Below are 12,087 nucleotides of genomic sequence, written 5' to 3' on the forward strand. Positions count from 1 at the left end.
TTAATAAGCCTTTGTGGCATTTTAGTGTATTCCTAAAATTATTCTATATAGAACATCCTATTAGGTTATTGCTACCTCTATTGTTGTTCATTGTAAATGCCGTACGATAAACACATTTGAAAAAAGAGAGTTTGTAAACCTAAATAGTAGAGTCGCTTTTATTTAATGAAGTAAATTGTTACCTGGTCATATGACAATTGTCATAAAAAAGAGATGATGTTTGCGCGTGTTGTCATGTCCCTCATTTTTATAAGATGTTGTTAAGCAAATTTGAGGGAAGAGGGATTTCACAATGGCTAAAACAGATGCAGAAAAAGCGAAGCAGCTACGAAAAGATGTAGCGCCGTTTGCAAAATCAGAAACACGCCTTAGTATTCAACAATTATTCAATACGCTTGTCCCATTATTACTTATTTGGGGTGCAGGATATTTTTTACTACAATATTCACCTTGGTATACAGCGCTATGTAGTATTATTGCTTCAGGCTTTGTAGTACGTACATTTATTATTTTCCATGACTGTACACATGGTTCATTTTTCAAAAGCAAAAAAGCAAATGACATCATCGGGAATGTAACAGGTATTCTTACGTCTTTCCCATACGAAAAATGGAAGCGTGAGCATACGATTCACCACGCAACAAGCGCGAACTTAGACAAGCGTGGTATTGGCGATGTTGATATGCTAACAGTAGATGAATACCTTGAAAAATCAAAAATGGGTCGCTTAGGCTACCGTTTATACCGTAATCCACTTGTGATGTTCGGCTTAGGGCCGTTATTTATGGTACTCGTTTTAAATCGTTTTAATCGTAAAGATGCAAAGCGTAAAGAGCGCTTAAATACGTATTTTACGAACATTGTATTATTAGCAATTTGTGCCGTATTAATTTTTGTAAACGGTTGGACAACGTTTTTATTAGTACATGGTTTAACATTATTTGTTGCAGGTTCTTTAGGGATTTGGTTATTCTACATTCAGCACACATACGAAGATTCGTATTTTGAAGTTGATTCAGATTGGGACTATGTAAAGGCTGCTGTAGAAGGTAGCTCGTATTACAAATTACCTAAAATCTTACAATGGATAACGGGGAACATTGGCTTCCACCATGTACACCATTTATCACCACGTATTCCGAACTACAAATTGGAAGACGCGCATGAATCGGTAAAGCCATTACAAAGTGCAACAACAATTACGTTAAAGACTAGCTTAGAGTCGCTTCGTTATAAATTGTACGATCAAGAAAATTACCGCTTTGTTTCGTTTAAAGAAGCAGCAAAACGTGAATTAATGCGCGCCAAACAGTTAGCCGTAAAATAATTTTGTCATGTAAGGCACCTCAAATCTGTTTGGGGTGCTTCTTTTGATATAATGGGAATAAAAAAGAAGCGAGGCTATTATGCAAACTTGGTATAGTATCATCCCAAAAAGCCCGATGTTGAGTATTTATATATGGATAATTTTTTGCATTATGCCATTTTTCTTTATTATCCAATCCTTTACCCTCTGGCAAATTATTGTTGGGGTTGTCATTATTTTTTGTTATTTTTTATGCCACTATTTTTCATTCCGTGCAAAGCCTGGTTTGAAATATATGTGGATTAGCTTTCAAATGGTACTGAATATTGCGATGACGCTAATATTTGGCTACGTGTATTTATCCCTATTTACCGCGTTTTTTATCGGGAATATTAAGCAGGCCGTTGGGTTTTATATTATGTACGGCTTACATATTGGATTTACCGTACTTTCGATTGTAGGGGGATATTTTATTTACCTTGATTTATTTATAGCTCAAACACCGTTTATTATTATTAATGTATTGGGTGTTGTCCTGCTACCATTTACGCTTTATTCGAAAACGAAGCGTGAGAACTTAGAAGGTGAGCTGGAAACAGCGCGAGAACGTATTTCGGAATTGACTGTATTTGAAGAGCGTCAACGTATTGCTCGTGATCTGCATGATACATTAGGTCAAAAGTTATCAATGATTGGTCTGAAAAGTGACTTAGCGATGCGTTTAATTGATAAAAATCCACAACAAGCTGTGTCAGAAATTAAAGATATTCGTCAAACGGCAAGCATTGCATTAAAGGAAGTTCGTGAATTAGTCGCGGATATGCGTGCCGTACGTATCGAGGAAGAGCTATTCCGCGTTGAACAAATTTTAAAGGCAGCACAAATTAAATTACGTTTAAATGGGGATACAACCGAAATTAAAATGCCTACTTTAGCTGAAAATGTGATTAGTATGTGCATGAAAGAAGCGGTAACGAATATTGTGAAGCATAGTGAAGCGACCATTTGTCGAATTACATTTTATCAAAGTGATGATGAATTTCAAATGACAATTCAAGATAACGGAACTGGCTTTGAACGCTCAAATGAATTTGAAGGCGGTAATGGCTTAAAAGGAATGAACGAGCGGATTGAGTTTTTAAATGGCTCTTTAGAAATCGATAGTGGTGATGGGACGACGGTGACATTAAAAGTGCCATTAGCGATTACACATCAGAAAAGGGAGGAACTGGCGTGATTCGAATTGTAATAGCAGAAGATCAAGGAATGCTCCTTGGTGCCATGAAATCGCTGTTAAGCATGGAAGAGGATATGGAAGTTGTGGGGCTAGCGAAAAATGGAGAAGAGGCCATTGAGCTCGTAAATGAACTGCAACCAGACATTTGCATTATGGACATTGAAATGCCAGTTAAAACAGGGTTAGACGCTGCAGAAGCGCTACGTGGTAGTAACTGTAAAATTATTATTTTAACGACGTTTGCTCGCCCTGGTTATTTCGAGCGTGCTCGAAAAGCGGGAGTACGCGGCTATTTATTGAAAGATAGTCCGATTGAGGACCTTGTCAATTCAATTCGTATTATTATGGACGGTCGCCGTATATATGCACCGGAATTAGTAGACTTTGTTTATGAGGATGATAGCGAAAATCCATTAACAGAACGTGAAAGTCAGGTGCTGGAGTTAGTTGCGGAAGGGAAAACAACAAAAGAAATTGCAGCAGAGTTGTTTTTATCAGCAGGTACAGTGCGCAATTACATTTCAACAATTTTAGACAAATTAGGTGTAGGTAATCGTATCGAAGCAATCGCCCGCTTTAAAGAAAAGGGCTGGAATAAATAAAAGAGTGAGGAGTGGTGTGAACATTTTATGTTTATACCATTCTTTTTGTGTGAACAAAGATTTGTATGGAAAGAATGAAAAACCGCGCTATGACAAGGATGCTACAGTTAGTTGCGAGCAGTGCTACTAGCTCGTTCTTACAAATATTAAGTGGCCATACTACAGTTAGAGTAGGAGATGAGGGTATGTATTTCGCAAAACGCATAAAGGAAGAAAGGATGAAATTGAATTTAACACAACAACAGCTTGCAGAAAAAATTCATATTAGTCGTCAATCGATTTCAAAATGGGAGCGTGGAGAGAGCTATCCGACGATTGAAACGTTAATCGACTTAAGTGATTTATTTGAAGTCACGATTGATGAACTGTTAAAGGGAGATCATTCTTTGAAAAACAAAATTATTGAAGACGGGAAACAATTAGCCTATCCAAAGTGGAAAGCGATTTTTGATGCAATTTTTTTAATTGGAGCGGCAATGATTATTATGAAAATCGGAATCGCGTTTGGTAATCGTGTATTTGACTGGGATATTACTTATTTTAAAGATTCATTATTTTGGGCGTTTGGACCGTTTATTATAACAATTACGGCCGGAATTTTTACAGATACACTTGGGAAGAAATTTAAAGAGTAAAAAAAGCTGTGCGAAAAGGTTAATGACCTCTCGCACAGCTTATTATTTACGTTTTGTTAAGCGCCCGAGTACGAATGCGCCTGCTGCAACTGCTAGTACGGTATTCGTCTTTTTGTTAAACACTCGCTTTGTGACAAGGTTTATATTTTGTGGGCGTTCTGCTAGAAGGCGCATAAAGTAGCCGTACCAATCTTCACCATATGGTACATATACGCATACTTGGTAGCCTTCACGTGCAAGCTCTACTTGTAAATCTTTGCGGAAACCGTAAAGCAATTGGAATTCGAATTTTTCCTTTGGGATATTATATTGCTCTACAAAATACTTCACATGATTAATGATGTTGTGGTCATGTGTTGCAATCGATGTGAATAGGCCGTGTGTTAAATGGTATTCGATGAGCTCCAGGAAATTGATATCGATTTCTAGTTGATCTTGATAGGCGATTTCTTCGGATTCTTTGTAGGCACCTTTTACTACGCGTAGGCGGCTATCTTTAAAGTTTTCGATATCACCTTTTGCGCGGTGTAAGTAAGCTTGAATAACCGTGCCGACATTGTTAAATGATTTTTGAAGCTCTTTTAACATATCGAACGTCATTTGTAGGCGTGGGCTGTCCTCCATATCAAAGTTTACGAAAATACCGCATTCATTGGCATGTTCTACAATTTCGTGTAAGTTGTCGTAGCAAAAATCAATATCGATATCTAGACCGAGCTGTGAAGGCTTTAACGAAATATGCGCGTTTAACTGTTCGCTGTGAATGGCTTCGATTAAAGCTAAAATTTCATCCTTTGCCTGTATGGCTGTCGCTTCCTCGGTAACGAACTCGCCCAAATTATCAATTGTACATGCGATACCTTGCTCATTTAAGGTACGTACACTTTCAATGACTTCTTGTAAGTTTGCCCCTGCTACAATATGTTGTGCACCAAGCTTGAAGCCGTAATTTTGTGCGGCTGTGCTAATTGCTTCGTTTTCAGATAATGAAATAAAAAAATCGCGTAATGCCATGGAAACATCTCCTTTAAATAGGTAGGTCAGTGTGATCTATAAATTATACCATAGTCATTTTTGCAACTTGCTATGGGCACTCTGTTAATCGTGTGTTTGTGTGAAAAATTGTCGAACAATTTCGTTTGTTGAATGAAATAGTTGATTGGTTTCATTTGCCTCGATGAGTTCGCCATTTTTTAGCATCCATGTATAGTGGCCGAGCTTTTCGGCTTGCTCGATATTATGAGTAATCCAAATAATGGTTACTCCGAAACGGTCATTTAAAGTCACGATTAAGTCCTCAATTTCGCGAACGGATTTTGGATCAAGAGCTGATGTGATTTCGTCGAGCAATAAAATATCCGATTCATTAATTAATGTACGAGCGATAGATAGTTTTTGCTTTTGTCCGCCAGATAAATCGCTAGCGTCGCGCAGTAAAAAATCTTCTGATAAGCCGACATCGCGTAAATAACGACAAGCTTCTTCTTTCGTTAGCTCTTTATGTTGTAGTTTGCGAGGAAGGGATAGGTTTTCGTAAACAGTTGCTTTTAAAATGGGTGCGGATTGTAATGCCATACCAACTGAGCGTCTAAGTGTTGTTGGTTCAATGGTTTCGATTGGCTTGTTATGTATGGATATAGAGCCGCTAGTTGCTGTGATAAGACCGTTACAAAGTTTTAGTAAAGTTGTTTTTCCTGCACCTGAAGGACCGATTAAAGTGGTGATTTTACCTTTATAAATCGTTGCCGTTAAATCATTAATAATGTTTGTATCATTCGCGTTGTAGCAGATATGTTGAAATTGAATTGCATTTTCGTTCATGATGGACTCCTTTACTGAGTTTTTCTATAGTTTAGGATACGCGTTTGGCATTGCAATTGCAAAATAAGAAAAGCATGCTCAAATTGGGGGTTTGAACATGCTTTTCTTGCTTATATATTTTGAAAGAATGATTCGAGAGTGTGTAAGGGATCACACTCCGCGCCTTTATGCTTTAGTGGAAGCAAAAGGAATTCGGGAACCTAAAAGAAGTTGTTAAACACGCTTTTCTTGCACGTTTGTATTACTTGGACTTGGCGTTTTGCCTAATTTTGTTAAACGTTGCGCAAAGCTATCATTTGATTTCGTAACACCTTTAAACATATCTTGCATTTCGTATGCGTATGCACCGTGTTCTGCAATATCTAAGCCTTCAATTTCTTCTTCGCTAGTTACACGTAATGGAATAAATACTTTGATCACGAATGTTGCAACTGCTACTGTACTAGCAGTCCAAGCGATAACTGCTGCTACACCTAGTGCTTGAACGCCTAATAATGTAGCACCGCCGCCATAGAATAGCCCTCCGCCAGTGATATCAAATAAACCAACTGCTAATGTACCCCAAATACCTGCGATACCGTGTACAGCAATCGCACCTACTGGGTCATCGATGCGTAATTTGTGCTCGACGAAACGAACAGCCTCTACTAAAATGATACCCCCGATAAAACCTGCAGCTATTGCGCCAACGATACTTAGGTTCGCAGCACCTGCTGTAATGCTAACTAAACCGGCTAATGCACCGTTTAATGTTAATGAACCATCAATGTAACCATAACGGAATCGTGTATAGATAGCTGTTGCGATAACACCAGCTGAAGCCGATAAGAATGTATTAGCGATAACCCCAGGGACAGAAGAAGGATCAGCTGCTAATGTAGACGCACCGTTAAACCCGTACCAACCTAACCATAATATGAATACACCTAATGCACCTAGGGGGATGGAGTGACCAGGAATTACGTTTACAACACCTTTTGCATACTTACCAATACGTGGACCAACCATTGCTGCTACAACTAATGCACCAACTGCACCAGTTAAGTGAACGACCGTAGAGCCTGCGAAATCGGTGAAGCCTAAAACTGTTAACCAACCATTACCTTGCCATACCCAGTGACCTACTACTGGATATACAACCGCAGTCATTACAACGACTAAAGCCATATATGCCACGATGTTTGTACGCTCTGCAACAGCTCCGGAGATGATTGTTGCACAAGTTGCAGCGAACATTGCTTGGAATACGAAAAATGCGATATCTTCTACACCACTAAGTGCAAAACCAGTAGTTCCGATAAATCCGCCAGCACTATCGCCGAACATAATCGCGTAGCCTACTACGAAATAAACGACACCGCCGATTGAAATAGTTAAAACGTTTTTCATTAAAATGTTTACTGCGTTTTTAGAGCGAGTAAATCCAGCCTCTACCATTGCAAAGCCAGCATGCATGAAGAATACGAAAAATGCACCGAGCATAACCCAAACTAAGTTAATTGATAGTTCTAACGCTTCGTTTGTCATAAAACATTCCTCCTCTTTAGAAACCCGTTATTAGTCGATGGCAATTGAGCCAAGTTCTTTTGTACGAATGCGAATTGCTTGTTCTACAGGGTAGATAAAAATTTTACCGTCGCCTACTTCACCTGTTGATGCTTCACGTAATAATACGTCGATGATTGCTTGAACTTTGGCGTTGTCAACAATCATCTCAAGCTTTAACTTTTGTGAAAACTCCATAGAGTATGAGTTTCCTCGGAATAACCCGATACGACCTTCTTGACGACCTGCCCCTGCAATTTCTGAAATGCTTAAACCGTCAATTCCTTCGAGAGCTAAACCTTCACGAACTTTTGCGAACACTTCAGGACGAATGATTGCTTCAATTTTTTTCATGATCAACAACTCCTTGTGTTATGTTATCTAACATAATAAAATGGGGAATTAAATAAATCAATCCATTTATGTAATAAAAACTAACATGGAATTTCGATTAGTTTTATCGAATTGTGAGATATAGTTGGTAAGCCTTGTGTTAAAGCGCTACCAAAATAAAAAGGGTGGCGTAACTTTTGAAAATACATGCCATTTTTTCGGGAGTCTGCAACGATATGGACGGTGCAAGGATGTACTTCCTTTGTGATATTAAGGGGAGGTAATGTGAAGAAATATGACATTTTTCATTTGAGTTGTTCATAGGTCGAAATATTTGGAGATAGTGTATACTATGACTAATTATGTTTTTGGAAGAAGGGAACTCATCATGACAGAAAAGTATGTAGACGATAGTTTAGCTTTGCATACAGACTTGTATCAAATTAATATGGCAGAAAGTTACTGGGCTGACGGAATTCATAACCGTAAAGCTGTATTCGAGCTATATTTTAGAAAGTTACCATTCGGCAATGGCTATGCGGTATTCGCAGGATTAGAACGCATGCTAGAATATTTGAAAAACTTTAAATTAAGCGAAACAGATATTGCGTACTTACGAGATGAACTGCATTATGAAGCTGATTTTATTGAGTATTTAAAAACAGTTCGTTTTACTGGTTCGATGTATTCAATGGTAGAAGGGGAGCTTGTATTTGCGAATGAGCCAATTGTGCGCATTGAAGCACCGCTTGTCGAAGCGCAATTAATCGAAACGGCGCTACTTAATATCGTAAACTATCAAACATTGATTGCGACAAAAGCAAGCCGTATTAAACAAGTTGTACAAGATGAAGTGGCGATGGAATTCGGTACTCGCCGTGCACAAGAAATGGATGCAGCAATTTGGGGAGCGCGTGCATCGATCATTGGTGGCTTTGAATCAACATCAAATGTCCGTGCAGGTAAGTTATTTAATATTCCAGTAGCAGGAACGCATGCACACGCATTAGTCCAAGCATACAAAAATGATTACGATGCCTTCCATTCCTATGCAAAACGTCATAAAGATTGTGTGTTTTTAGTGGATACGTATAATACACTAAAGTCAGGTGTACCAACTGCGATTAAAGTAGCGAAAGAGCTAGGCGATAAAATTAACTTCATCGGAATCCGTTTAGACAGCGGTGACATTGCCTTCTTATCAAAAGAGGCACGTCGTATGCTGGATGAAGCTGGGTTCCCGAATGCCAAAGTTGTCGTTTCGAATGATTTAGATGAATACACGATTTTAAATTTAAAATCACAGGGAGCGCGTGTAGATTCGTGGGGAATCGGCACAAAGCTTATTACCGCTTATGATCAACCAGCTCTAGGTGCAGTTTATAAAATGGTGTCGATTGAAAATGAAAATGGTGAAATGGAAGATACAATCAAAATTTCTGCAAACGCCGAAAAAGTAACAACGCCAGGCTTGAAAAAAGTGTTCCGTATTATTAATAAGAAAAACGGTAAATCTGAAGGTGACTATATTACAATGGCGGATGAAAATCCACAGGCTGAAAACCGTATTAAAATGTTCCACCCTGTGCATACATTCGTATCAAAATTTGTCACAAACTTTGAAGCGAAAGAGATGCATCAGCTAGTGATTGATCAAGGTGAAGTTGTCTACGAAAATCCAGCATTAATGGACATTAGACAATATGTGAAAGATAATTTAAAGCTACTATGGGATGAATATAAGCGTTCGTTAAATCCAGAGGAATACCCAGTAGACTTAAGTCAAAAATGCTGGGATAACAAAATGCGTAATATTAAGGAAGCGCGCGATATGGTAACAGAACTCGAACAAAACTAAGGAGTGTTGAGCTATGTCGTTACAACAACAAATTATAGAAGAATTAAATGTATTACCACAAATTGATGTTGAGCAAGAAATTCGCCAATCTATAGACTTTTTAAAGGATTATGCCAAAAAGCACAGCTTCGTAAAAGGTTTTGTTCTAGGGATTAGCGGTGGGCAAGATTCTACGCTAACAGGAAAATTAGCACAAATGGCGGTAGATGAATTAAACGCAGATGTAGCCGAAGTAAAATACTCTTTTTGGGCGGTGCGATTACCGTATGGTGTACAAGCCGATGAGCAAGATTGCCAAGACGCGCTTGATTATATTCAGCCGACAAAAATATATACCGTAAATATTAAAGAAGCAGTGGATGCAAGTGTCCGAGCATTAGCTAATACAGGTATCGAACTAAGTGATTTTGCAAAGGGTAATGAAAAAGCCCGTGAGCGTATGAAGGTGCAGTTTTCAATCGCTGCGATGAATGGTGCGGTTGTTTTAGGAACAGACCATGCGGCAGAAGCGATTACCGGGTTCTTTACGAAATTTGGTGATGGAGGCGCGGATTTAATGCCGATTTTCCGCTTAAATAAACGACAAGGCCGCCAAATTTTGAAAAAACTTGAATGCCCTGTTCATTTATACGAAAAAGTACCAACTGCCGATTTAGAAGAAGATCGCCCGTCGTTACCAGATGAAGCAGCTTTAGGTGTGACGTATGAGCAGATTGATGATTACTTAGAAGGAAAAGAAATTCCTGACCAAGCACGCGAAACGTTAGAAGGTCACTACAAACGCTCGATGCACAAACGTCATTTACCGATTACGGTATTTGATGATTTTTGGAAATAATAGCTAGAGAAGGAGGTGTCCGAGAAGTGATTCTGGGACACCTCCTTTGCGCCGAGGGTGGAGGCCAGCACGATGCTGGTCATGAATGCGTTGTCACACGATGTGACGGTTTTAGCGTTCGTTCTTATTTCGACCACCGCGAAAAGCAGCCTTCAGCGGATAATTAATACACGAACGAAGCACTGCGCGAGAAGTATTTACTTTTCGCGCAGCCCCTTGCTTTTTGTATGTCTGAAGTTAAAGATTTTCGATTTACTTAAATGTTATTTCCGCAGTATAACCAAGGTTGCTGAAAAATTCTTTAAGGACTTTCTCTGCACTTTTCTCTGCGGATTCTAATAAGCCTATTTCAATGGCTTCGTCTTTAATTTCTTCCTGTGCTTCAGCTGCTAGGTTAAACCCTTGATCCCATTTTATTTCCCCGCGGAATAGTCCTTCGTCTGAGAAAGTTTGGACGTTATCCATCTGAATTGCGGGCTCCTGTATAAGCGTTGCCCGTGGTAGTTTGATTTCTAATGCCTTTTCCATGTCGTTAACTTTTATATCATCTGAAGTGATCCCTTTAAGGTCAACTCCTGCGATGACTGTGGCAGGAACAATTAATAATATTTCTCTCTTTGTACCTGGGAAATTAACGGGAATATCATGACCGAATAGTTTATTATCCTCTTCCTCAATGACTACTTTTACGTGTGCTTTAGCTGTCGCAAGCGTTGCTAATTCTTGAATATGCTCTACAAAGGTTGTACTTTCCTTTTTATATGTACTTCCAGAGAATGACCAAATGATTGCAGAGACGATGACTATTGAAAGTAATAGAATAAAAAGAATCTTCCCTCCCCAAAATTTAAAAACAAGCTTAAATAATGCCCCTGAAATATTGACGTTTCCTCTACTCTGTCCTACAACGCTAGTAGCAGCACTTTCTTCTTCGCCCTTTTTCAATTCCTTTAGTACATCCTCAAATTGTGTTAATGCTTCCTCTTTTTTACTCATGGTATGACCACCACACTTTCCCTTCTTAATTTCAATAAGTTCGATTTTTTAATATGTATTCAAATATTCTTGAACTATTATACTATAAATAATTGGTTCATCCACATAGCTTGGGGTTGGTCTTATAAAAACCAATTTAGGATTTGGCAAGAGTCTAGCTATTCATCTTTTCTTATTGAGTAAAAAACTCTAGGTGTAAAATCCTATATAATACCCCCGTGTCTTAGTATTATTTCGCTGTATAGCTACACATGGCTTAATTATATTTAACATTTTTGTGAATTTGTCGATATAAATACCTAACAAGGCTACAAGGAGGCAATGGTATGAGAACATCACGAGTTGGACAAACAACAAGTTCGATATATCGTAATTCTACGCGGACAATTTTATCGGATACGCATTTTGCCGATGCGATAAATAGCGGCACGCACGAGCAATACCGTGATCCTCGCGAGCAACTGCAGCAACAAAAAAATAAACAGAATAAGCCTCAGCCGCGCGCAAAAAAGCTTGTCCCAAACAAAGCTCGATTAATTGTAAAAGGTATGCAATTTAATGCCGAATCTGCTGTAACCTTAAATCAACTGTCTCAATTTACATCACGTGCAAATATAATCAACAAACACAACCGTCGCATTATGACATATAAAACATCTATTTGAATCACCTGACTAATCGATAATTTAGTTAGGTGATTTTATTTCTGTTAAGGAAATTATAGCAATTCACATTGTAGCTAACTTTTTTACAGAAATTCACCTTACGACTAGGCTAAAGCGCCAGCCCCTCGGTCATTTCGGTCCCTCCTGCAAAAGTGGTGGAGCTTTTACTTTTGCGTCGGGCTCTCCAATGCCTGAGGGTCACACGATGTGAGTCATTGGGGGCATGCCACATGGACGTGGCGTTTTGCCCA

General features: G+C 38.8%; 12 protein-coding genes. 7 read left to right on the top strand and 5 right to left on the bottom strand.

What is annotated here, in order from left to right:
- Positions 1 to 292 precede the first annotated feature (292 nt).
- The 4 genes from LZ480_RS19115 to LZ480_RS19130 all read left to right on the top strand — a co-directional run bounded on the left by LZ480_RS19115 (position 293) and on the right by LZ480_RS19130 (position 3,780).
- The gene (locus LZ480_RS19115; RefSeq protein WP_241371137.1) at positions 293 to 1,327 is read left to right on the top strand and encodes a fatty acid desaturase; all 1,035 of its coding nucleotides are present in this window, start codon (positions 293 to 295) and stop codon (positions 1,325 to 1,327) included.
- A gap of 79 nt (positions 1,328 to 1,406) precedes the next feature.
- Positions 1,407 to 2,543 carry a sensor histidine kinase gene (locus LZ480_RS19120; protein WP_241371138.1) on the top strand — a complete coding sequence of 379 codons (1,137 nt, stop codon included), beginning with the start codon at positions 1,407 to 1,409 and terminating at the stop codon, positions 2,541 to 2,543.
- Entirely contained in the window at positions 2,540 to 3,145 is a 606-nt protein-coding gene (locus tag LZ480_RS19125) for a response regulator transcription factor (protein WP_241371139.1), read from the top strand. Before LZ480_RS19120 ends, LZ480_RS19125 begins: the two co-directional genes overlap by 4 nt.
- 185 nt (positions 3,146 to 3,330) lie before the next feature.
- On the top strand, positions 3,331 to 3,780 hold the full coding sequence (locus LZ480_RS19130) for a helix-turn-helix domain-containing protein (RefSeq protein ID WP_241371140.1): 450 nt from the start codon (positions 3,331 to 3,333) through the stop codon (positions 3,778 to 3,780).
- Positions 3,781 to 3,822: 42 nt separating this feature from the next.
- On the opposite strand, the gene LZ480_RS19135 is transcribed toward LZ480_RS19130, so the two are convergent.
- From LZ480_RS19135 to LZ480_RS19150, 4 genes are all read right to left on the bottom strand, one after another.
- Complete coding sequence (locus LZ480_RS19135) at positions 3,823 to 4,794, bottom strand: proline dehydrogenase family protein (protein WP_241371141.1); 972 nt, start codon at positions 4,792 to 4,794, stop codon at positions 3,823 to 3,825.
- An 84-nt stretch (positions 4,795 to 4,878) separates the two neighbouring features.
- On the bottom strand, positions 4,879 to 5,601 hold the full coding sequence (locus LZ480_RS19140; RefSeq protein ID WP_241371142.1) for an ABC transporter ATP-binding protein: 723 nt from the start codon (positions 5,599 to 5,601) through the stop codon (positions 4,879 to 4,881).
- 213 nt (positions 5,602 to 5,814) lie between these two features.
- Positions 5,815 to 7,128, bottom strand: coding sequence for an ammonium transporter (locus LZ480_RS19145; RefSeq protein WP_241371143.1), 1,314 nt, complete (start codon positions 7,126 to 7,128; stop codon positions 5,815 to 5,817).
- A 30-nt stretch (positions 7,129 to 7,158) separates the two neighbouring features.
- Entirely contained in the window at positions 7,159 to 7,500 is a 342-nt protein-coding gene (locus LZ480_RS19150) for a P-II family nitrogen regulator (protein ID WP_241371144.1), read from the bottom strand.
- A 367-nt stretch (positions 7,501 to 7,867) separates the two neighbouring features.
- On the opposite strand from LZ480_RS19150, the gene LZ480_RS19155 reads away from it, so the two are divergent.
- Both LZ480_RS19155 and nadE read left to right on the top strand, forming a co-directional pair.
- Positions 7,868 to 9,337, top strand: coding sequence for a nicotinate phosphoribosyltransferase (locus tag LZ480_RS19155; protein WP_241371145.1), 1,470 nt, complete (start codon positions 7,868 to 7,870; stop codon positions 9,335 to 9,337).
- Positions 9,338 to 9,350: 13 nt separating this feature from the next.
- Positions 9,351 to 10,175 (top strand): ammonia-dependent NAD(+) synthetase, encoded by an 825-nt coding sequence (nadE, locus tag LZ480_RS19160; RefSeq protein ID WP_241371146.1) that lies wholly within the window; start codon positions 9,351 to 9,353, stop codon positions 10,173 to 10,175.
- A gap of 252 nt (positions 10,176 to 10,427) precedes the next feature.
- Here the strand turns inward: nadE and LZ480_RS19165 are convergent, their stop codons facing one another.
- Complete coding sequence (locus LZ480_RS19165) at positions 10,428 to 11,171, bottom strand: DUF4230 domain-containing protein (protein ID WP_241371147.1); 744 nt, start codon at positions 11,169 to 11,171, stop codon at positions 10,428 to 10,430.
- A gap of 326 nt (positions 11,172 to 11,497) precedes the next feature.
- On the opposite strand from LZ480_RS19165, the gene LZ480_RS19170 reads away from it, so the two are divergent.
- A complete protein-coding gene (locus tag LZ480_RS19170) occupies positions 11,498 to 11,836 on the top strand; it encodes a hypothetical protein (RefSeq protein WP_241371148.1) in 339 nt (112 codons plus the stop codon).
- Positions 11,837 to 12,087 lie beyond the last annotated feature (251 nt).

This window comes from Solibacillus palustris (genome assembly GCF_022549215.1).
Taxonomy (GTDB): Bacteria; Bacillota; Bacilli; order Bacillales_A; family Planococcaceae; genus Solibacillus; species Solibacillus daqui.

Coding starts and splice junctions, on each gene's coding strand:
- LZ480_RS19140 (WP_241371142.1), bottom strand. CDS start 5,601: ATGAACGAAAATGCAATTCAATTTCAACATATCTGCTACAACGCGAAT.
- LZ480_RS19170 (WP_241371148.1), top strand. CDS start 11,498: ATGAGAACATCACGAGTTGGACAAACAACAAGTTCGATATATCGTAAT.
- LZ480_RS19135 (WP_241371141.1), bottom strand. CDS start 4,794: ATGGCATTACGCGATTTTTTTATTTCATTATCTGAAAACGAAGCAATT.
- LZ480_RS19130 (WP_241371140.1), top strand. CDS start 3,331: ATGTATTTCGCAAAACGCATAAAGGAAGAAAGGATGAAATTGAATTTA.
- LZ480_RS19155 (WP_241371145.1), top strand. CDS start 7,868: ATGACAGAAAAGTATGTAGACGATAGTTTAGCTTTGCATACAGACTTG.
- nadE (WP_241371146.1), top strand. CDS start 9,351: ATGTCGTTACAACAACAAATTATAGAAGAATTAAATGTATTACCACAA.
- LZ480_RS19115 (WP_241371137.1), top strand. CDS start 293: ATGGCTAAAACAGATGCAGAAAAAGCGAAGCAGCTACGAAAAGATGTA.
- LZ480_RS19145 (WP_241371143.1), bottom strand. CDS start 7,128: ATGACAAACGAAGCGTTAGAACTATCAATTAACTTAGTTTGGGTTATG.
- LZ480_RS19165 (WP_241371147.1), bottom strand. CDS start 11,171: ATGAGTAAAAAAGAGGAAGCATTAACACAATTTGAGGATGTACTAAAG.
- LZ480_RS19150 (WP_241371144.1), bottom strand. CDS start 7,500: ATGAAAAAAATTGAAGCAATCATTCGTCCTGAAGTGTTCGCAAAAGTT.
- LZ480_RS19120 (WP_241371138.1), top strand. CDS start 1,407: ATGCAAACTTGGTATAGTATCATCCCAAAAAGCCCGATGTTGAGTATT.